Annotated in this window: 22 protein-coding genes; 12 read left to right on the plus strand and 10 right to left on the minus strand. The window is 68.0% G+C overall.

The features are described 5' to 3' along the window. Positions 1 to 90 precede the first annotated feature (90 nt). Genes H0X91_RS05045 through H0X91_RS05085 form a run of 9 tightly spaced genes read right to left on the minus strand, consistent with a single transcriptional unit; the run spans position 91 to position 8,332 of the window. A complete protein-coding gene (locus H0X91_RS05045; protein WP_374941903.1) occupies positions 91 to 1,128 on the minus strand; it encodes an NAD(P)-dependent oxidoreductase in 1,038 nt (345 codons plus the stop codon). Continuing rightward, a complete protein-coding gene (locus H0X91_RS05050; protein WP_034201593.1) occupies positions 1,082 to 1,360 on the minus strand; it encodes a gamma-butyrobetaine hydroxylase-like domain-containing protein in 279 nt (92 codons plus the stop codon). The genes H0X91_RS05045 and H0X91_RS05050 overlap by 47 nt, the downstream gene beginning before the upstream one ends. Further along, a complete protein-coding gene (locus tag H0X91_RS05055) occupies positions 1,357 to 2,352 on the minus strand; it encodes a HEAT repeat domain-containing protein (protein ID WP_196432862.1) in 996 nt (331 codons plus the stop codon). Before H0X91_RS05055 ends, H0X91_RS05050 begins: the two co-directional genes overlap by 4 nt. A 36-nt stretch (positions 2,353 to 2,388) precedes the next feature. Continuing rightward, positions 2,389 to 3,177: an ABC transporter ATP-binding protein gene (locus H0X91_RS05060; RefSeq protein WP_060211351.1), complete on the minus strand. Its 789-nt coding sequence runs from the start codon at positions 3,175 to 3,177 to the stop codon at positions 2,389 to 2,391. Beyond that, positions 3,174 to 4,049 (minus strand): ABC transporter permease, encoded by an 876-nt coding sequence (locus H0X91_RS05065; RefSeq protein ID WP_006495577.1) that lies wholly within the window; start codon positions 4,047 to 4,049, stop codon positions 3,174 to 3,176. The genes H0X91_RS05060 and H0X91_RS05065 overlap by 4 nt, the downstream gene beginning before the upstream one ends. Positions 4,050 to 4,093: 44 nt before the next feature. After that, complete coding sequence (locus tag H0X91_RS05070) at positions 4,094 to 5,518, minus strand: ABC transporter substrate-binding protein (protein ID WP_060211349.1); 1,425 nt, start codon at positions 5,516 to 5,518, stop codon at positions 4,094 to 4,096. A gap of 50 nt (positions 5,519 to 5,568) precedes the next feature. Continuing rightward, entirely contained in the window at positions 5,569 to 5,814 is a 246-nt protein-coding gene (locus H0X91_RS05075; RefSeq protein WP_006490846.1) for a 4Fe-4S dicluster domain-containing protein, read from the minus strand. 11 nt (positions 5,815 to 5,825) lie between these two features. Further along, on the minus strand, positions 5,826 to 7,565 hold the full coding sequence (locus H0X91_RS05080) for a fumarate reductase/succinate dehydrogenase flavoprotein subunit (protein WP_006490842.1): 1,740 nt from the start codon (positions 7,563 to 7,565) through the stop codon (positions 5,826 to 5,828). Continuing rightward, complete coding sequence (locus H0X91_RS05085) at positions 7,562 to 8,332, minus strand: GntR family transcriptional regulator (RefSeq protein ID WP_006490849.1); 771 nt, start codon at positions 8,330 to 8,332, stop codon at positions 7,562 to 7,564. Before H0X91_RS05085 ends, H0X91_RS05080 begins: the two co-directional genes overlap by 4 nt. Before the next feature lie 316 nt (positions 8,333 to 8,648). Between H0X91_RS05085 and H0X91_RS05090 the strand changes: the two genes are divergently transcribed. The 11 genes from H0X91_RS05090 to H0X91_RS05140 all read left to right on the plus strand — a co-directional run bounded on the left by H0X91_RS05090 (position 8,649) and on the right by H0X91_RS05140 (position 18,864). Beyond that, positions 8,649 to 9,866, plus strand: a complete 1,218-nt coding sequence (locus tag H0X91_RS05090; protein ID WP_034201597.1) for an MFS transporter — start codon at positions 8,649 to 8,651, stop codon at positions 9,864 to 9,866. 300 nt (positions 9,867 to 10,166) lie between these two features. Continuing rightward, the gene (locus H0X91_RS05095) at positions 10,167 to 10,565 is read left to right on the plus strand and encodes a DnaJ family domain-containing protein (protein WP_077180624.1); all 399 of its coding nucleotides are present in this window, start codon (positions 10,167 to 10,169) and stop codon (positions 10,563 to 10,565) included. Then, complete coding sequence (gene tadA / locus H0X91_RS05100; RefSeq protein WP_006495582.1) at positions 10,562 to 11,158, plus strand: tRNA adenosine(34) deaminase TadA; 597 nt, start codon at positions 10,562 to 10,564, stop codon at positions 11,156 to 11,158. Before H0X91_RS05095 ends, tadA begins: the two co-directional genes overlap by 4 nt. Before the next feature lie 101 nt (positions 11,159 to 11,259). After that, the gene (gene ldcA, locus H0X91_RS05105; protein WP_006490211.1) at positions 11,260 to 12,198 is read left to right on the plus strand and encodes a muramoyltetrapeptide carboxypeptidase; all 939 of its coding nucleotides are present in this window, start codon (positions 11,260 to 11,262) and stop codon (positions 12,196 to 12,198) included. Between the two features lie 308 nt (positions 12,199 to 12,506). Then, positions 12,507 to 13,211, plus strand: coding sequence for a GntR family transcriptional regulator (locus tag H0X91_RS05110; protein ID WP_006490206.1), 705 nt, complete (start codon positions 12,507 to 12,509; stop codon positions 13,209 to 13,211). A 149-nt stretch (positions 13,212 to 13,360) separates the two neighbouring features. Further along, positions 13,361 to 14,845 carry an NCS1 family nucleobase:cation symporter-1 gene (locus H0X91_RS05115; protein ID WP_006495585.1) on the plus strand — a complete coding sequence of 495 codons (1,485 nt, stop codon included), beginning with the start codon at positions 13,361 to 13,363 and terminating at the stop codon, positions 14,843 to 14,845. A 10-nt stretch (positions 14,846 to 14,855) separates the two neighbouring features. Then, positions 14,856 to 15,647 carry an aspartate/glutamate racemase family protein gene (locus H0X91_RS05120; RefSeq protein WP_058901560.1) on the plus strand — a complete coding sequence of 264 codons (792 nt, stop codon included), beginning with the start codon at positions 14,856 to 14,858 and terminating at the stop codon, positions 15,645 to 15,647. 160 nt (positions 15,648 to 15,807) lie between these two features. Further along, positions 15,808 to 16,761: an allantoinase PuuE gene (puuE, locus tag H0X91_RS05125; protein WP_006490231.1), complete on the plus strand. Its 954-nt coding sequence runs from the start codon at positions 15,808 to 15,810 to the stop codon at positions 16,759 to 16,761. Next, positions 16,758 to 17,279 carry a 2-oxo-4-hydroxy-4-carboxy-5-ureidoimidazoline decarboxylase gene (gene uraD, locus H0X91_RS05130; protein WP_006490235.1) on the plus strand — a complete coding sequence of 174 codons (522 nt, stop codon included), beginning with the start codon at positions 16,758 to 16,760 and terminating at the stop codon, positions 17,277 to 17,279. Before puuE ends, uraD begins: the two co-directional genes overlap by 4 nt. Before the next feature lie 62 nt (positions 17,280 to 17,341). Then, positions 17,342 to 18,355 carry an allantoicase gene (gene alc / locus H0X91_RS05135; protein WP_006490198.1) on the plus strand — a complete coding sequence of 338 codons (1,014 nt, stop codon included), beginning with the start codon at positions 17,342 to 17,344 and terminating at the stop codon, positions 18,353 to 18,355. Continuing rightward, entirely contained in the window at positions 18,352 to 18,864 is a 513-nt protein-coding gene (locus H0X91_RS05140) for an ureidoglycolate lyase (protein ID WP_006495587.1), read from the plus strand. The genes alc and H0X91_RS05140 overlap by 4 nt, the downstream gene beginning before the upstream one ends. Positions 18,865 to 18,945: 81 nt before the next feature. Here H0X91_RS05140 and H0X91_RS05145 read toward each other — a convergent pair whose 3' ends face one another. Then, complete coding sequence (locus H0X91_RS05145) at positions 18,946 to 19,911, minus strand: LysR family transcriptional regulator (RefSeq protein ID WP_060211345.1); 966 nt, start codon at positions 19,909 to 19,911, stop codon at positions 18,946 to 18,948. Between the two features lie 150 nt (positions 19,912 to 20,061). On the opposite strand from H0X91_RS05145, the gene H0X91_RS05150 reads away from it, so the two are divergent. Continuing rightward, positions 20,062 to 20,466: a RidA family protein gene (locus H0X91_RS05150; RefSeq protein ID WP_124633282.1), complete on the plus strand. Its 405-nt coding sequence runs from the start codon at positions 20,062 to 20,064 to the stop codon at positions 20,464 to 20,466. Positions 20,467 to 20,469: the final 3 nt, after the last annotated feature.

Below are 20,469 nucleotides of genomic sequence, written 5' to 3' on the forward strand. Positions count from 1 at the left end.
ACGGACGTGCCGGTTGTGGACGTGCCGGTTGTGGACATGGTCGCGCCTACCTGTCGGTTCGAACGAACGCGGGTACTACGTGTACGCGGCTCATCGCACGTCCCCGGTACGCTGTTCGATCGCGCGGATCACGGCGACCATGTCGGCCGCGCCGTGTCCGGCCCGCTCGGTTTCGCCGTACAGTGCGTGGCAAATGTCGAGCAGCGGCGACGCGATGCCGATGCCGCGCGCGGATTCGGCGACGAGGCGCGCATTCTTCAGCACGTCGGTGATCGCGGCCTGCACCGAGAAATCTGCCGCGACGAGCTTGCCGAGCTTCACGCGCGACACGTCGCTCGCCATCGGGCCGGCATTCAGCACGTCGGCGAAGCGCGCGAGATCGATACCGTGGCGTTGCGCGAAGTGCGTGGCTTCGGTGAGACCGGTGACCATCGTGATCAGGAACAGGTTGACGGCGAGCTTCATCGTCAGCGCCGACGGTACGTCGCCGCACACGAAGCTGTCGCGGCACAGCGGCTTCACGAGCGCGCGGACGGCATCGACGTCGTCCGGCGCGCCGGCCAGCATCACGACGAGCTGACCGGCTTCGGCCGGCTTGCGCGAGCCCGATACGGGCGCCTCGACGTAGCGGCCGGACGCGGCGGCGATTTCGTCGGCGAGCGCGCGGGAATAGTCCGGCGCATTCGTGCCCATGTTGACGATCGTGTGCGCGCCGACCCGGGCGGCAAAAGCGCGCGTGCCGCGTGCGAGGGCGGCATCGATTGCCGCATCGTTCGCGAGCATCAGGATCACGGTGCGGCAGGATGCGAATACGTCGTCGATGTCGTCGGCCACGCGTGCGCCGGCGTCGCGCAGCGCATCGTCGCTGCCGTGCGAACGGCTCCACACGACGAGCGGCGTGCCGGCCCGCGCGAGATTGAGCGCCATCGGCGTGCCCATCACGCCAAGGCCGATGAATCCGACTGCGGTTTGCATGGTGCGGCTCCCACGGTAGGTGGCGACGATCGTGGGCGTCAGTATCGCAGCGTTTTCGCATGCCTGCCATCCGGCTCGCGCGAGCGCGCAAGCCGCGTCGTCGTCGCTACGCGAGGTCCGCCAGGTACGGCCACGGATAAATGCCGCGGGCATGGCCGTCGCCGAACACGAAGCGGATACCGTAGCCGAGCGCTTCCACGCCGTCGAGCGTCAGGCCGGGCCGCGCGTCGACGTGGCCGCCGTCGAGCCGGATCTTTCGGCATTCCGCGCATGGGCAACCGCCGCGCAATTGCGCATAGTCGATACGTTGCGACGCGCCGTCGGACCAGCGCAGCGTCAGTGTGCGCGCCGGGTGATCGAGTGCGATTTCGATCGGCGCGATCATCGCGACGCCTCGTCGACCTGGCCGATCGCTATCCGCACGGCCTTGCGGACTTCGGGGTCGCGATCGTCGAGCGCAGCGCTCAGCGCGGGCAGCGTCGCCCGGTCGCGCAATTCGCCGAGCGCGAGCGCGGCTTCCTTGCGCAGGTTGCTGATCGCATGCGAGAGCAGCGCGACGACGGCCGGCGCCGCAGCCGCATCGCGCAATTGCCCGAGTGCGCGCGCGGCGCGCAGGCGCACCTGCCAGTAGTCGTCGTCGAGCGCGGCGACGAGCGGCTCGCGTGCGGTCGCGATGCGCAGCTTGCCGAGCGTGGTCGCCGCTTCCTCCCGCACCTGCCATTCGGCGTCACGCAGCGCCGCGAGCAACGCGGTGACGACGGCGGCGTCGCCCGGCGCCGCAAACCCAATTGCGCCGACCGCGGCGCGCCGCACGTCCGCATCGGCGTCCGTGGTCGCGATGCGGGCGAGCGGCGCCAGCGCGCGGCCGTCCTTGAGCCAGCCGAGCACGACGACCGCCTCGGCGCGTACGGCCGCGGTGCACGCGTCGAGCGCACGCAGCGCGGGCGCGAACGCGCCGGGGTCGCGCAACTCGCGCAAGCCGCGCAGCACGGCGCCGCGTACGAACGGCTCGGGCCGGTCGGCCCATCGGCACAGCACGGCGCCCGATGCCGCGTCCTTCAGTTCGGACAGGCTTTGCGCGGCCGTCGCGCGCACGCTGTCGTCCGGATCGAGCAGCGCGTGGCACAGCGCGTCGACGACATCGGGCTGCTCCCACGCGTCGAGCACGCGCGCGGCCTCGCTGCGTACGTCGGCGGACGGATCGTCACGCAGCGCCGCGACGAACGACGGCACGAGTTCGGGCGTCTCGAGATCGGCGAGTTCGAGCAGCGCGATGCGGCGCACCGATGCATCGCCTGCGGCGAGGCGCGCGACGAGCGCGGCATGATCGGCGGCCGGCACGCCGGGCAGCGGGAAAGCGGAAGAAGAAGCGGTCATGGAAAAAGTCGGTACGGTGAATGGGCAGGCACGGGCTCAGGCGGCGTCGCGCAGCAGCGCGAGGCAGCGGCGCTTGATCTCGACGAACGCGGGCTCGGTCGTGCTGTCGTCGGTGCGGGGCCGCGCGAGCGGCACGCGGATGTCGGCGACGATGCGTGCGGGCCGCGGCGACAGCATCAGGATGCGGTCGCCGAGAAACAGCGCTTCCTCGATGTCGTGCGTGACGAACAGCACGGTCGTGCCGATGCGCGACCAGATGTCGAGCAGCAGCGTCTGCATCATCCGGCGCGTCTGCGCGTCGAGCGCACCGAACGGTTCGTCCATCAGCAGCACGCGCGGCCGGTTGATCAGCACGCGGGCGATCTCGACGCGCTGCTGCATGCCGCCGGACAGCTGCGAAGGGTAGTGCGCGCCGAAGTCGCCGAGCCCGACGAGTTCGAGCAGCTCGGCCGCCTCGCGGCGGCGCTCGTGCGCGGGCACGCCCTTCATCTTCAGGCCGAACGCGACGTTGTCGATCACGCGCTTCCACGGAAACAACGTGTGCTGCTGGAACACGAGCCCGCGATCGGGATGCGGGCGGTCGACCGGTTCGCCATCGACGACGATCTCGCCGTGCGTGGCCGCGACGTGGCCGGCGAGCGCGCCGAGCAGCGTCGATTTTCCGCAGCCGGACGGCCCGAGCACGCAGACGAATTCGCCGGGCGCGATATCGACGTCGAGCGCATCGAGCGCCGCGAAGCGCGCATGAGGCGGGCCGAGTTCGATCGTCAGCGCACGCACGCCGACACGGCCGGGAGCGGGTGCGGTAATCTCGGCGGTGCTCATGACCGGCCTCCACGCGGTGCGTACCACGGCGTGAGCACCGCGCCGATCCGCTTGACGAGCAGGCTGCTGCCCATCCCGAGCAGGCCGATCAGCGCCATGCCGACCACGATGTCCGGGTAGTTCTGCAGCGTATAGGACTCCCATGTGAAATAGCCGATGCCGTACTGGCCCGCGATCATCTCGGCCGTGACCAGGCAGAACCACGCGGTGCCCATCCCGATCGACAGGCCGGTGAAGATCGACGGCGCGGCGCCGGGCAGGATCACTTCCGCATAGAGCGCGAGGCCGCGCGTGCCGAGGCTGCGCGCGGTCGCGACGAGCCGCGGGTCGACGGCTTCGGCGCCGTGCACGGTATTGAGCAGGATCGGGAACAGCGCGCCGACGAACGTGATGAACATCATGCTCAGCTCGGACGATGGAAACATCAGGATCGCGAGCGGAATCCACGCGACGGCCGGAATCGGCCGCAGCATCTCGAGCGGCGGCAGCAGCGTGTCCTCGAGCGCGCGATAGCGGCCGATCGCGAGCCCGAGGCCGATGCCGGCGAACGCCGCCGCGACGAAGCCGGCCAGCACGCGCGTGATGCTCGCGAACAGATGCATCGGCAGCTTCGGCGATTGCAGGAACGAGGCCAGCGCGGGGCCCACGTCGGCCGGCGCGGGCACGTTCGCGAACGTGACGATGCCGAGCGACAGCCGCCAGTGGACGGCCGCCTGCCACAGCGCGATGCAGGCGGCGAGCGATGCGATGCGCCACGCGCGGCGGCGCATCGGTGTCGGGCGGCGGCGCGCGGCCGAATGCGGCGAGCGGGCGTCGGCGGCGCGCGGTGCGTCGGCGTGACGGCGTTTGACGAGGTCGAGGGTGGCAGCCATGCGGGAGTCCGGTGTCGACGAATGGAAAGAGAAGGGCGCGATGCTCAGCGCGCGGCGAGCGCCTGCGCGGTGACGGTCTTCGCGGCCGCGTAGTCGACCACCGCGCCCGATACCTGCTGCGCGTACGCATCGGCGCCCGACTTCAGCAGGAACGCGGTCAGCACGCCGTGTGCGTCTTTCACGTACCACGCCTGGTCGGCGAACAGCTTCAGGCCGCTGCCGTGGTCGTGCACGAACACCGCGCGCACCTTCGCGGACGGGCCGAGCTTGCCGAGCGCCGCAAAGGCGGCTGCGGGGCTGGCATAGTGACGCACGGCTTCGTCGCCGGCGAGCCAGACCTGCGCGACGTCGTTGAAATCGCGGATCGGCTTGCCGGTCGACGCATCGTTCGCGACGAGCGGCTGCTTGCCGTAGTGTTTCAGCGCCGCGTCGTAGTCGAGCCCGGACGCCTTGAACGCCGCGCGGATATAGCGATCGTCGACGAACGTCGCGGGGTCGGGCGCGGAGTCGGTCTTCTTCAGCAGCTTCAGCGTATCGATCGCCGTCGCGACCGCTTGCCGGTATTCGGGCTTCCACGTCAGGTCGCGGGTCTGGATGCCGAGCGGCCCGTGATACAGGTAGTCGACCGGCGCCTCGATGCCGGTGACTTTCTCGATCAGCAGGCTGTACTTTTCGGGATTCTGCGCGAGCAGGCGGTTCGCTTCGATCGCGGCGCGCAGATAGGCCACCACGATTTCCGGATAGCGCTGCGCGTAGTCCGCGTCGACGAGCGCGCCATGGAAAGTCGGCGCGTGGGTCTGCGCGCCGTCGTAGACCTTGCGCGCGATGCCGCGGTACGGGAACAGGTCGGCGAACGGCACGAAGTCCGCATGCGCGTCGATCTTGTTCGCCTTCAGCGCGCTGCCGGCCACTTCCGGCGCCTGCGTGACGATGTTCACGTCGGTGTCGGGGTTCCAGCCCTGGGCCTTGATCGCGCGCAGCAGCATGCCGTGCGCGGTCGACGCGAACGGCACCGAGATCGTCTTGCCCTTCAGGTCGGCCAGCCCGCGCACCGTCGAATTCGTCGGCACGACGATCCCGTTGCCGCTGCCGTCGATGCTGCCGTCGAGCACCGTGATGAACACACTCTTGCGGCCGGCCTTGCGAAACGCCGCGCCGTTCAGCGCGCCGGGGAAATCGGCCATCGCGCCGAAGTCGAGCTTGCCGGCGACCATCTCGTTGGTCAGCGGCGCGCCGGACGTGAAGTCTTTCCACTGCACGTCGTACTTCACGTCCTGGTACTTGCCGGTGCGCGGCAGGTACTTGTCGAGCAGATGCAGTTCGCGGATCAACAGGCCGCCGGTCGCGCAGTTGATCGTCGTGTCCTGCGTGCCGATCGCGACGCGGATCGTCTCCGCATGCGCGAAACCGGCGGTCGCGACCGCGAGCGACGCGGCGAGCAGGCGAAACATCCGTAGCGTGGTGTTCATGTGTCGTGAGTCCGGTAGGAGGGAAGCGGGGCGCGGGTCGGCGCGCCGTGTCAGCGCAGCAGGTAAGGGATGTCGACCTTGACCGCGCCGGTCGGGCAATCGCGTTCGCACGGCATGCAGTACCAGCATTCGTCGAACTGCATATAGGCCTTGCCCTTGGTGACGTCGATCGCGAGCAGGTCGAGCGGACACACGTCGACGCACACGGTGCAGCCCTTGTCGGCGATGCACAGCGACTCGTCGATCGTCACGGGCGCGCTGCTGCGCTGGAAGATGTCGTGCGGGGTATGGGGCATGGCAAGGTTCCTCAAAGGGCGGCCGCGAGCGGGGCCGGTTCGCGGATGCGCAACTGCGCATAGGCGCCGCGTTCGTCGTCGGCGAGCGGCACGACGTACGGTTCGACCGGCCGCTTCTCGCTGCGCATCGCGCCCGCGGCGTCCTTGCGCAGCCACGTGTGGCAGAACCATTCGGCATCGTTGCGGTGCGGAAAATCGACGCGGTGGTGGTACAGCCCCCAGCGGCTTTCGGTGCGGAACAACGACGCGCGTGCGGCCATTTCCGCGCAGTCGCGGATCGCGCGCACTTCGGCCGCGCGCATCAGCTCGTGCGGGTTGTCGGCCTTTATTTCTTCGATATCCTCAATAATTCCGTCAAAACGTTGCAGCCCGATTTCCATCTTGCGCGTCACCTTCGGCGGTTGCAGGTAGTCGTTCACCATGCGGCGCAGCTTGTACTCGACCTGCGCCGGCGCCAGCCCGCGCTCGCGCAGCAGCGGCGCGAGCACGCGGGTACGCTCGGCATCGACCTGTTGGTCGTCCACCGGCGCGTGGTCGCGGCCGGCCACGTCATCGGCCGCGTTTTGTCCGGCGAACCAGCCGTACGTGAATGCGCCGAGCATGTAGTTGTGCGGGACGGCCGCCATGTCGCCGGCTGCGTACAACCCCGGCACGGTCGTCTCCGCGCGTGCGTTCACGTACACGCCCGATGCGCTGTGGCCGCTGCAGAAGCCGATTTCGGAGATGTGCATCTCGACCATCTGGCTGCGGTAGTCGGTGCCGCGCCCGGCATGGAAGCGTCCACGGCTCGGCCGTTCGTTGGTATGCAGGATCTGCTCGATGGTTTGGATCGTTTCTTCCGCGAGATGGTCGAGCTTCAGGAACACGGGGCCGTTGCCGCTCTGCAGTTCCTGGTAGAACTCCCACATCATCTGGCCGCTCCAGTAGTCGCATTCGATGAAGCGCTCGCCCTTGCCATTCGCGGTGAAGCCGCCGAGCGGGCCGGTCACGTACGCGCAGGCCGGGCCGTTGTAATCCTTGATCAGCGGATTGATCTGGAAGCATTCGAGGTTCGCGAGCGCGGCGCCCGCGTGATAGGCCATCGCATAGCCGTCGCCCGCGTTGGTCGGGTTCTCGTACGTGCCCATCAGGTAGCCCGATGCCGGCAGGCCGAGGCGGCCGGCCGCGCCGCAGCAGAGGATCACCGCCTTCGCGCGGATCACGTGGAAGTCGGCGGTGCGGCAGTCGAAGCCGAGCACGCCGCTCGCGCGGCCCTGCGCGTCGGTCAGCACGCGCGTCGCGACGATCCGGTTCGTGATCGCGATGCGGGCGCGCTTCAGTTGCCGGTACAGCACCTTCTTGATGTCGTGGCCTTCCGGCATCGGCAGCACGTACGAGCCCATGTGGTGAACCTTCTTCACCGCGTAATCGCCGGTGCCGTCCTTCTCGAACTTCACGCCCCAGCGGTCGAGCTGCTCGATCGTCGTGAAGCTGTGCGTCGCGTATGCGTACACGGCCTCTTGATCGACGATCCCGTCGTTGGCGATCGTGATCTCGCGCGTGTATTGCTCGGGCGTCGCATGACCGGGAATCACCGCGTTGTTCAGGCCGTCCATCCCCATCGAGATCGCGCCGCTGCGTTTCACGTTGGCCTTCTCGAGCAGCAGCACGCGCAGCGACGGATCGCGCTCCTTCGCCTTGATGGCCGCCATCGGGCCGGCCGTGCCGCCGCCGACCACGACGATGTCGTATTCATGCACATGGGTATTCATCGCGGGTTCCTTGCAGGTTTGCGCGCCTTCTGCCGGTCGACGCGCAACCGGTACTGGAAGGCGTCGCCGCGGAAGTAGAGGTATTCGTAGTCGATCGGCGCGCCCGACGCGTCGTGCGTGAGGCGCTCGATGCGCAGCACGGGGCTGCTTTCCTCGACGTGCAGCGCGTCGACGATTTCGTCGTCCGCGAGGATCGCGTCGATCGACACGTCGGCATGGCCGAGCGGGATGCCGCAGTCGTTCTCCAGGATCAGGAAGATGTCGCGGGTCGCGAGATCGGCGCCGGCGAGGCGCTTGCCGAGCGCTTCCGGCACCCAGGTCTGTTCGAGCGACACGGGTTCGCGGTTCAGCAGCCGCACGCGATGGATCTCGACGAGCGGCGCGCCTTCGGGCACGTTCAGCTTCGTCGCGAGATGGCGATCGGCCTTCACCGTGCGCAGGCTGCGCAACTGGTTGACGATCTCGTAACCCATCGACGACATCGCCTCGGCGAACCCCTGCAGCGACGTCACGTTCTGGAACGCCTTCGGCTTCGACACGAACGTGCCCTTGCCGTGCAGCTTGAACAGCAGGCCTTCCTTCTGCAGGTCGCCGAGCGCCTGGCGCACCGTGATGCGGCTGACGTCGAACATCGCGCAGAGCTCGTGCTCGGACGGCATCCGGCTGTGCGGCGCGTAGGTGCCGTCGAGGATGCGCGCGCGCAGCGTGTCCTTGATCTGCACGTAGAGCGGGGCCGCGGACAGCGGCACGACGTTGGGTGGGGGCATCGGTCAACTTGTTATGACAAGATGGGACGAGTGTAGCCAGCGCGATGGCGCGCCCCAACCAACTATTTGTGATTTCGAATTTCCGGTTGCGGAAAAGCGGGGCGGCAGGCGGCGCGGCGGGCGGGTGATCCGGCCCTTGCGAGCCGTGCGGCATCGTCGACAATAAAAAAGCGCGGTTTCGTGCGCCGCGCGTGTCGATTTCCCGCTGCGTCGCCCGTCGTATCGATATCGACCGGGCAGTGCGCCGCGCCAGGCGGCCGCCACCCGGCTTCCGCGATTGGCGCAACGAACGAGGAGAGACCCCATGACACGCCACATGCCGGATTCCCGATACCGCTGGGTGATCGTCGCCGCGGGCGGCCTGATGGGCTGCGTCGCGATCGGCGCGATGTTTTCGTTACCGGTGTTCCTGCGATCCATTGCGCGCGATACGGGCTGGTCGATGACCGGTATTTCCGCCGCGATGACGCTCGGTTTCATCGCGATGGCGTTTGCGAGCATGGCGTGGGGCAGCCTGTCGGACCGCGTCGGCACGCGGCCGGTCGTGATCGCGGGCGCCGTGCTGCTGTCGGCGAGCCTGGCGCTGGCGAGCCGCGCGCCGTCGTTGCTCGTGTTCCAGTTGACCTTCGGCCTGGCCGTCGGCAGCGCGACGGCCGCGATATTCGCGCCGATGATGGCGTGCGTGACCGGCTGGTTCGACACGCACCGCAGCCTCGCGGTGTCGCTGGTGTCGGCCGGCATGGGGATGGCGCCGATGACGATGGCGCCGCTCGCCGCCTGGCTCGTGTCGGTGCGCGACTGGCGCACGTCGATGCTGCTGATTGCCGCGCTGGCGGCCGCCGTGATGATTCCGGTGTCGCTGCTGGTGCGCCGGGCGCCCGCGCTCGACGCGGCCCCCGCGCACGCGGCGCCTGCGGCCGGCGGCGCGCCCGCCGCGATGTCGGTCGCGGATGCGCTGCGCTCGCCGCAGTTCATGGTGCTGCTGCTGACCAATTTCTTCTGCTGCGCGACGCATTCCGGCCCGATCTTCCATACGGTCAGCTACGCGGTGACCTGCGGGATTCCGCTGATCGTCGCGGTGTCGATCTACAGCGTCGAAGGGCTGGCGGGGATGGGCGGCCGGATCGCGTTCGGGCTGCTCGGCGATCGCCTCGGCGCGAAGCGCATGCTGGTGGCGGGGCTGCTCGCGCAGGCGCTCGGCGCGCTCGGCTACTACTTCGTGCGCACGCTCGACGGCTTCTACGCGGTCGCGACGCTGTTCGGCTTCATCTATGCGGGCGTGATGCCGCTGTATTCGGTGCTCGCGCGCGAGAATTTCCCGCTGCGGATGATGGGCACCGTGATCGGCGGCTGCGCGATGGCGGGCAGCCTAGGGATGGCCACGGGCCCGGTCGCGGGCGGGCTGATCGTCGATGCGTTCGGCAGCTACGGCTGGCTGTACCTCGGGTCGTTCGCGATCGGGATCGGCGCGTTCCTGATCGCGACGATGTTCCGCCCGTTCGCGAAAGCGCGGCCGGAAACGGTGACTGCGTAATCGGGCCACGTCGTCGAATGCGACGGCGGAAGTGGCGGCGGTGGGCGTTTTCGCCGGCTCGACAGGGGCCGATCGTCTCGTCGCGAATTAAAAAATGGGTCCGGGCAGCGCATGCGTTTGGAAGCGTGCGAACGGCGCTTAGCCTGCTGCGGCGCAGCAGAGCGGCAACTGACGGCGATCGGCGCGCATGCGCAGCGATTCGGCCCCTAAAAAACGCAATATCGAGCATATATTCGAAGGGCCTGTCATACCGGCGTCACCCTGCTAGAATTCGGCCTGCCGCATTGTTCCGATTGACTGATGAGATTGCTTGACGCCCTGGTCGAACAACGTATTGCCGCCGCCGCGCGGGGCGAGTTCGACGATTTGCCGGGTACCGGCGCGCCGCAGGCGCTGGATGACGACCTGCTCGTGCCCGAGGAGGTGCGGGTGGCCAACCGTATCCTGAAGAACGCGGGCTTCGTGCCGCCGGCCGTCGAGCAACTGCGCGCGCTGCGCAATCTGCACGACGAAGTGCAGGCGGTCAGCGACCGTGCCGCGCGTTGCCGGCTGCAGGCGAAGATCCTCGCGCTCGACATGGCGCTGGAATCGCTGCGCGGCGGCCCGATGGTGATGCCGCGCGACTACTGCCGGCGCATCGCGGAACGCCTGTGCGAGCGCGGGCTCGACGACGCGTCCGCCGAAGCGGGGACGATGTGACGTCCGACGCGCTGCACGACGCAGCCCGCTCGGCAGCCGCCCCGGCCGCTGAACCCGTCGCCGATTCTCCCGTTCACGAAGCCGCGCCTATCTCGGCGCGCGACCTCCATTTCATGCGTCTTGCGCAAGCCGCCGCCGAAGAGGCGCGTGCGGCGGGCGAAGTGCCGGTCGGCGCGGTGCTCGTGCGCGGCGACGAAGTGATCGCACGCGGCTTCAATCATCCGATCGGCGGGCACGACCCGTCCGCGCATGCCGAAATGGCCGCGCTGCGCATGGCCGCGCAGCAGTTGCAGAATTACCGGATGCCGGGCTGCGAGCTGTACGTGACGCTCGAGCCATGCCTGATGTGCGCCGGCGCGATCATGCACGCCCGCATCGCGCGGGTCGTCTATGGTGCGGCCGACCCGAAGACGGGCGCGTGCGGCAGCGTGATCGACGCATTCGCGAATCCGCAGCTGAACCACCACACCGAAGTGACGGGCGGCGTGCTCGCCGACGAATGCGGCGCCGCGCTGAAGTCGTTCTTCGCCGAGCGCCGTCGCGCGTTGCGCGAGGCACGGCTCGCCCGCGACGCCGAATCCGGCGCGTCATAGTCGCCGCCGCCGCGCCCGTCGTTCCGCGCGCGCACGGTTTCCGTGAACCGGACCCGGTTCGGACCCTCTAAGCAGGTTTGACGATCCCGATACCTTTCGCCATGTCCTTCCAGCCCGCCGCGTCCTACACCATCCGCCTGCTGGCGCCGTCCGGCTATCCGCACGACCCCGACGCGATCAACCGCGCGCTCGAGCGCCTCAGCACCGCGCAGCAGCGCATCGAGAACATCGAGGCGACGCAGCGGCGCTTCCAGCGCTTCGGCGGCACCGACGGCGAGCGCGCAGGCGACCTGAACCGCCTCGCGGATCCCGAGCGGCCGCTGCCGGACATCGCGCTCGCGGTGCGCGGCGGCTACGGCGCCGCACGCATCCTGCATGGGCTCGACTATCGCGGCCTCGAGCGCCGGCTGCGCGACCAGCCGGTCGCGCTCGTCGGTCACAGCGACTTCACGGCGATCCAGCTGGCGCTGTATGCGAAGGCGCGCATCAAGACGTTCGGCGGCCCGATGCTGTCGGCCGACTTCGGCGCCGAAACGCCGAGCGACTTCACGATGCGGCATTTCTGGCAGACGCTGACGCAGCCGAGCACGACGATCGTCGCCGACGCACCGCAGGTGCAGGCGGTGAACGTGACCGGCACGCTGTGGGGCGGCAACCTGGCGATCCTCACGTCGCTGGTCGGCACGCCGTACATGCCCGACATCGAGGGCGGCATCCTGTTCATCGAGGACGTCAACGAGCAGCCGTTCCGGATCGAGCGGATGATCTATCAGCTGCATCTGTCGGGGCTGCTCGCACGCCAGCAGGCGCTCGTGCTCGGCCAGTTCACCGGCGCGCGGCCGTTCGAGTACGACAACGGCTACGACATGCAGGCGATGATCGACCAGGTGCGCGCGGTGGTCGGGATTCCGGTCGTCACGGGGCTCCAGTTCGGCCACGTGCCCGACCTGCTGACGCTGCCGTTCGGCGCGCAGGCGCAACTGGTCGCGAATGCGCACGGGTTCCGGCTCACGGTGTCGGACTATCCGCATCTCGGCTGATGCCGGCGCGATCGATCGAAAGGCGGGTTTTCCCGCCTTTTTCTTCATGTAAACGCGCAACTAACGGTCCATATTTTTCGTCGACGTCCACGCGACTTTCGCCCGTCTGTGCACCATTTTTGTCAACAAAATGGCCGGAAAGGTATACGACGAGAAGGGCCTCCGTATTGCCTGTCAGGCTTGTCGTGCATGGAATTCGTGCGCACTGCACCGAATGGAGACATGCCGGCGCACGCCGATTGTGCGGAATCCTGCAAAAGAATTGTTGACAATCTTTATGTCCGCCCTAGGATGAGGACCATCACACGATGCAGATCATGAACGAGCCCGATTCCTCTCCGTCCGGTGCAGCCGGTCCCGAAGCGATCGCCGAGCGCATCCGCACGGCGATCCTCGAGCATCGGCTCGCGCCCGGCGCGAAGCTGACGGAGGCGCAGCTCTGCGACGTGTTCGGTGTGAAGCGCGGGACGATCCGCCAGGCGCTCGCGCAGCTCGCGACCGACAAGCTGGTCGACCTCGAGCCGAACCGCGGGGCGTTCGTCGCGAGCCCGACGCTGCAGGACGTGCACGAAGTGTTCGAGATGCGCCGGATCATCGAGCTGGCCGTGGTCGAGCGGCTCGCCACCGGCCCCGGCGCCAGGCGCTTGAAGGGCGTCGCCGCGCTGATCGACAAGGAGCGCAAGGCGTTCGAGCGGCACGACTTCGCCGCGTGGATCCGGCTGTCGGGCGAATTCCATACGGCGCTCGCGACGCTGATGGGCAATGCGACGCTCAGCGAGTGCCTCGAAGGGCTCGTCGCACGCTCGACGCTGATGTCGGCGCTGTACGAATCGCACGGGCGCAGCCCGTGCTCGTGCGACGACCACGACGAGATCCTCGCCGCGCTGGAGGCGGGCGATCCGAAGCAGGCGGTGACGCTGATGGCGCGCCACCTGCAGCATGTCGAACTGAAGATGCTGGACCGGCCCGCGCAAGGGCAGGTCGATTTGCGCGAAGTGTTCGGCGGCGCCTGAGCGGCGACGCGAACCCGGCCGCGCGCCACAGAACGAGCGAAATGCGGGCCCGCGGTGTTTGCCGCGGGCCGCTGGTCCGACTCCGGGCGACGATCCGGAGCGATATCGATGACGGTGGAGCGGCCTTCCGGCCGCGTCAAGGAGAAGTCATGGCTCAGTTCAGTGTGGCGCACGACAGCGCCTATCCGGCGGAAGAAGGCGGCGAGGGCGGCGGTCCGGCGTTGCCGGATGGTTACAGCGAACGTCTGTACAACGAAGATTTGGCACCCCTTAAAAATCAGACATGGGGCTCGTACAACATCTTCGCGTTCTGGATGTCGGACGTGCACAGCGTCGGCGGCTACGTGTTCGCGGGCAGCCTGTTCGCGCTCGGGCTGACGAGCTGGCAGGTGCTGATCGCGCTGATCGTCGGCATCGGCCTCGTGAACGCGCTGTGCAACCTGATCGCGCGGCCGAGCCAGCAGATCGGCGTGCCGTATCCGGTCGCGTGCCGCGCGACGTTCGGCGTGCTCGGCGCGAACGTGCCGGCCGTGATCCGCGGGCTGATCGCGATCGCGTGGTACGGCATCCAGACTTATCTTGCGTCGAGCGCGCTCGTGATCGTCGTGCTGAAATTCTTCCCGCAATGGCTGCCGTATGCGGACGTCCATCGCTACGGCTTCCTCGGGCTGTCGGCGGTCGGCTGGGCCGGCTTCATGCTGTTGTGGGTGCTGCAGGCGTTCGTGTTCTGGAACGGGATGGAGACGATCAAGAAGTTCATCGACTTCGCGGGCCCGGCCGTCTACGTCGTGATGTTCATCCTCGCCGGCTACATGGTGTGGCGCGCGGGCTGGCGCAACATCGGCATCAACCTCGGCGGCGTCAAGTATCACGGCGCGGAAGTGATTCCGGTGATGATTACCGCCGTGTCGCTCGTCGTGTCGTACTTCTCCGGGCCGATGCTGAACTTCGGCGATTTCTCGCGCTACTGCCGCTCGTTCGGCGAAGTGAAGCGCGGCAATTTCTGGGGGCTGCCGGTCAACTTCCTCGCGTTCTCGCTGGTCACGGTGATCACGACGGCCGCGACGCTGCCGGTGTTCGGCGAACTGATCACCGACCCGGTCGAGACGGTCGGCCGCATCGACCATCCGACCGCGGTGATCCTCGGCGCGCTGACGTTCACGATCGCGACGATCGGCATCAACATCGTCGCGAACTTCGTGTCGCCCGCGTTCGATTTCTCGAACGTCGCACCGCGCCTGATCAGCTGGCGCGCGGGCGGGATGCTCGCGGCCGTCGCGTCGATCTTCATCACGCCGTGGAACCTGTTCAACAACCCGGCCGTGATCCACTACACGCTCGACGTGCTCGGCGCGTTCATCGGCCCGCTGTACGGCGTGCTGATCGCCGACTTCTACCTCGTCAAGCGCGGCCGCCTCGTGCGCGACGACCTGTACACGATGTCGGAAAGCGGCAGCTACTGGTACACGGGCGGCGTGAACCGCCGCGCGCTCGCCGCGCTGTTGCCGGCCGCGGTGATCGCGGTGGCCTGCGTGATGGTGCCGGGCTGGCAGGGTGTCGCGAATTTCTCGTGGTTCATCGGCGCGGGGCTCGGCTTCGTGTTCTACCGGCTGCTCGCGAGCGCGAAGGCGTAAGGAGCGTGCGATGAAGATCCGACTGATCAATCCGAACACGACGCAGCGGATGACCGACGCGATGGGCCGCTGCGCGCGCGAGGTCGCGGCCGCCGGCACGGAGATCGTCGCCGTGAGCCCGCCGATGGGGCCGCCGTCGATCGAAGGATATTACGACGAGGCGCTCGCGACGCCGGGCCTCCTCGCGGAGATCGCGCAGGGCGAGCGCGACGGCTGCGACGCATACGTGATCGCGTGTTTCGGCGATCCGGGCCTGTACGCCGCGCGCGAGCTCGCGCGCGGGCCGGTGATCGGCATCGCCGAGGCCGCGATGCATGCGGCGAGCGTGCTCGCGCCGGGCTTCTCGGTCGTCACGACGCTCGCGCGCACCTGCGGGATGGCGTGGCACCTCGCGGAGCGCTACGGGATGAAGCGGTTCTGCCGCAACGTGCGCGCGACCGACGTCGCGGTGCTCGAACTCGACCGGCCCGGCTCGGCCGCGCGCCGGATCATCGTCGACGAATGCCGGCGCGCGCTCGACGAGGACGGCGCCGACGCGATCGTGCTCGGCTGCGCGGGGATGGCCGAATTCGCGCACGAGGTCGAGCAGCAGATCGGCGCGCCGGTGGTCGAGGGCGTCACGGCGGCCGTGAAGTGGGCCGAGGCGCTGGTCGCGCTGCGCCTCGCGACCGCGAAACGCGGCGACTACGCGCGGCCGCTGCCGAAGCGCTACGACGGCGCGTTCGCCCGCTTCAGCCCGTCGGACGGGGATGCGGCGGAACCGGTCCCGAATTTGCCGCAACCGCACATACACACCGTCTGACACGCACTATCTGCGCCGCTGTATGGGCGCGTATGAACCTTTTCGCTACACTGGGCCGTCATCGCATCGGCTTGTGCGGCCGGCCTCCGGCACCGCGCGGTCGATGCGAACCCATTATTTCAGCCCGCTCATTCAGCCCGTTTTCGTTGCACTTCGAACCATGTCACTCGATCCCAACTATCCTCGCGACCTGATCGGCTACGGCCGCCATCCCGTTCAGGCGAACTGGCCGGGGCGCGCCCGCGTCGCCGTGCAATTCGTGCTGAACTACGAGGAGGGCGGCGAGAACTGCGTGCTGCACGGCGATCCGGGCTCCGAGCAGTTCCTGTCCGAAATCGTCGGCGCGGCCGCGTATCCGGACCGCCACATGAGCATGGAGTCGATCTACGAATACGGGTCGCGGGCCGGCGTGTGGCGCATCCTGCGCGAATTCGAGAAGCGCGGGTTGCCGCTGACGGTATTCGGCGTCGGCATGGCGATCGAGCGGCATCCGGAACTCGCGCGCGCCTTCGTCGAGCTCGGCCATGAGATCGCATGCCACGGCTGGCGCTGGATCCACTACCAGAGCATGGCGCCGGAGCTCGAAGCCGAGCACATGCGCCTCGGGATGGAGGCGATCGAGCGCGTGACGGGCGAGCGCCCGCTCGGCTGGTATACCGGCCGCGACAGCCCCAATACGCACCGCCTGGTCGCCGAATACGGCGGCTTCCTGTACGACTCCGACAACTACGGCGACGACCTGCCGTTCTGGATGGACGTCGAAGTGTCGGGCGGCCGCACGTCGCCGCAGCTGATCGTGCCGTACACGCTCGACACGAACGACATGCGTTTCGCGACGCCGCAGGGCTTCAACACCGGCGACCACTTCTTCGACTACTTGCGCGACGCATTCGACGTGCTGTACGCGGAAGGCGACGAGGCGCCGAAGATGCTGTCGATCGGCATGCACTGCCGACTGCTCGGCCGGCCGGGCCGGTTCCGCGGGCTGCAGCGTTTCCTCGATCACATCGAGAAGCACGATCGCGTATGGGTGACGCGCCGTGTCGATATCGCGCGTCACTGGCGTGAACATCATCCGTATCAGCCCAATCATCGAAACGAAGGGAAAGCATGAAGGCGATGCGCTACACGTTGGAGCAACTGAACACGATGGCGCCGAGCGCATTTGTCGCGGCGCTGTCGGGGATTTTCGAACATTCGCCGTGGGTGGCCGAAGTCGCCGCGGGCGAGCGGCCGTTCGCGAGCATCGACGCGCTGCACAAGACGATGTCGGGCGCGGTGGAAAACGGCGGCGAAGTGCGCCAGCTCGCGCTGATCAACGCTCACCCGGAACTGGCCGGCAAGGCCGCCGTGCGCGGCGAGCTGACGGCCGAGTCGACCCGCGAACAGAGCGGCGCGGGCCTCGACCAGTGCACGCAGGAAGAATTCGACAAGCTGCTGACGCTGAACCGCACGTATCGCGAGAAGTTCGGCTTCCCGTTCATCCTCGCGGTGCGCGGTTATGATCGCCACGGCATCATCGCGAACTTCGAGTCGCGCGTGAATCATTCGCGCACCGAGGAACTGCGCACGAGCCTCGACCAGATCTACCGGATCGCGCGCTTCCGCCTCGACGACCTGATCGACGCCTGACACCGCAATACGGCCTGCTGCGTCGCAGCGGCCTGATCGCCTCACTGAAACAAGGAAACATCATGGCTGTTCCGCTTCTCGATCCGAACGCACCCGATTTCACGCGGCGCTACGTGAATCTTGCCGACCCGCGTCTCGGTGCGCAGGCGCTCGAGGCCAGCGACGACTTCTTCGCGCCGAAGGACCGGATGCTGAACCCCGAGCCGGCCGTCTTCATTCCCGGCAAGTACGACGACCACGGCAAGTGGATGGACGGCTGGGAAACGCGCCGCAAGCGTACGACCGGCTACGACTGGTGCATCGTCAAGCTCGCGCGCCCGGGCGTGATCAAGGGCTTCGACATCGACACGAGCCATTTCACCGGCAACTTCCCGCCGGCCGCGTCGATCGAGGCCGCGTTCGTGGCCGACGGCGCGCCGACGCATGCGACCGAGTGGGTCGAGATCGTGCCGTCGACGACGCTGCAGGGCAACAGCCATCACTACGTCGAAGCGCACGACGCACGGGCGTTCACGCATCTGCGCGTGAACATCTACCCGGACGGCGGCATCGCGCGCCTGCGCGTGTACGGCCAGCCGCAGCTCGACTGGGCCGGCGCGAGCGCGACCGAGCAGTTCGACCTCGCGGCGATGGAAAACGGCGGTTACGTGGTGGCCGCGAACAACCAGCACTTCGGCGTCGCGTCGAACCTGCTGCTGCCGGGCCGCGGCGTGAACATGGGCGACGGCTGGGAAACCCGCCGCCGCCGCGAGCCGGGCAACGACTGGGCGATCATCGCGCTCGCGCAGCCGGGCGTGATCCGCAAGATCGAAGTCGATACCGCGTTCTTCAAGGGCAACTATCCGGATCGCTGCTCGATCCAGGCCGCGTACGTGTCGGGCGGCACGGACAGCTCGCTGATCACGCAGTCGATGTTCTGGCCGGTGCTGCTCGGCGAACAGAAGCTGCAGATGGACAAGCAGCACTACTTCGAACAGGACATCGCGTCGCTCGGCCCCGTCACGCACGTGCGACTGAACATCATTCCGGACGGCGGCGTGTCGCGCCTGCGTCTGTGGGGGACGCTCGACAAATGAAGACGCTTGCCATCGAACCGCTGACCAAGGAAGCCTTCGCGCCGTTCGGCGACGTGATCGAAACGGAAGGGGCGAAGCAGATCCCGATCAACCTCGGCACGACGATCCGCTTTCACGATCTCGCGAAAGTCGACGTGACCGATGAAGGCGGCCGCACGCTCGTCAACCTGTTCCGCGGCCAGCCGCGCACGCTGCCGTTCGAAGTGAAGATGCTGGAGCGGCACCCGCTCGGCAGCCAGGCGTTCGTGCCGCTGAACGACCAGCCGTATCTCGTCGTCGTCGCGCCCGCGGGCGATCTCGACCCGGCGAAGATCCGTGCGTTCGTGACGAGCGGCTGGCAGGGCGTCAACTACGCGAAGGGCGTGTGGCATCACCCGCTGATCGCGCTCGGCGGCGTCAGCGACTTCATCGTCGTCGATCGCGGCGGCGACGGCCTGAACCTGAACGAGCAGGATCTGCCGGAATCGCTGTGGCTCACCGAGGATGCACTGGATGCGGTGACGGCCTGAGTCAGGCCGATCCGATCGTCCTCCCGTCGAAACCCGCGCAGCCTGCGCGGGTTTTTTCATGGACGCTCACCTGCGCGCGAATCAGATGGACGAGGACTGGCGCATCGCGCGCGAACCCTGGCCGCCGCGCCGCCGGGTGGCGACCGGCGCATGCTGCGTCATCAGCTCGGCCACCCAGTCGACGAACACGCGCAGCTTCGCGCTGACGTGCCGGTTCGGCGGGAAGGCGACGTACATCGGCATCGGTTCGAGTTGCCATTGCGCGAACAGCGGCACCAGTTCGCCGTTCGCGCGATACGCGGCGGCCATGTAGTCGGGCAGCCACAGGATGCCGAGCCCTGCGAGGCCGGCTGCGAGGTACGCATTGCCGTCGTCGACCGCGAGCACGTAGCGCCCACGCACGTGGACCTGCTCGCCGTCGCATGCCATCGCGAACGGCAGCGTCTTGCCGGTGCGCGCCCACAGAAAGCCCACGACGCGATGATGCGTGTCGTCCAGTTCGGCCGGATGCGACGGCGTACCGGCGCGCGCGAGATAGGCGGGCGATGCGTACACGCCGAGCCGCAGGTCGCCGATGTGGCGCGCGACCAGCGAGCGGTCGGTCGGCTCGCCGCCGCGCACGACGCAATCGACGTTCTCGCCGATCACGTCGACCACGCGGTCGCTCACGCCCATGTCGAGCTGGATGTCCGGATGGCGCGCATGAAACGCGGGTAGCGCGGGGATCAGGATCAGGCGCGCGAACGGGCTCGGCACGTCCACCCGCAGCCGCCCGCGCGGCGACGCCGACGCCGCGGACAGGCTCGTTTCGGCATCGTCCATGTCGGCCAGCAGCCGCACGACACGTTCGTAGTACGCGGCGCCGTCGGCCGTGACGACGACCTTGCGGGTCGTGCGGTTGAACAGCTTCACGCGCAGCCGCGCTTCGAGCTGCTGCACCAGTTGCGTGACGGTGGTGCGGCTCATGTGCAGCGTGTCGGCTGCCTTCGTGAAGCTGCCGGCTTCCACCACGCGGGCGAACGCCTGCATTGCGTCGAATCGATCCATCGGGTCGGGGCTCCGCGTCGGTCGCAGGATTGTTTGGGATGTGCAAACAGTGTTGGACAGGGTTGCCGGTTTATCCGCCGCGCAACGGTCCTTAAAGTGCCTTCATCGTTGATGCACGGGCATGCCGCCCAAGACCGATGGAGGTGTCGAATGGCAAAGCGTAGCGCAGTTTTTCCGCCGGGTCGCCAGGCGCTGTACGACCGCAACCGTTATTCGCCGGCGCTGCGCGCGAACGGCTTCCTGTTCGTATCCGGGCAGGTGGGCAGCCGCGAGGACGGCTCGCCCGAGCCGGAACTGGGCGCGCAGGTGCGCCGTGCGTTCGACAACCTGAATGCGGTGCTGCGCGCGGCCGGCTGCACGTTCGACGACGTCGTCGACGTGACGGTGTTCCTCGTCGATCCCGAAGCGACGTTCAAGCGGGTCTGGGAGATCGTGCCCGAATACTGGGGCGACGCACCGCATCCGACGCTGACCGCCGTCGGCGCGACCTGGCTGTATGGGTTTCAGTTCGAGATCAAGGTGATTGCGCGGTTGCCGGAGACGGGCGACGCATGAGCA

This window comes from Burkholderia sp. 9777_1386 (assembly GCF_015712265.1).
Taxonomy (GTDB): domain Bacteria; phylum Pseudomonadota; class Gammaproteobacteria; order Burkholderiales; family Burkholderiaceae; genus Burkholderia; species Burkholderia cenocepacia.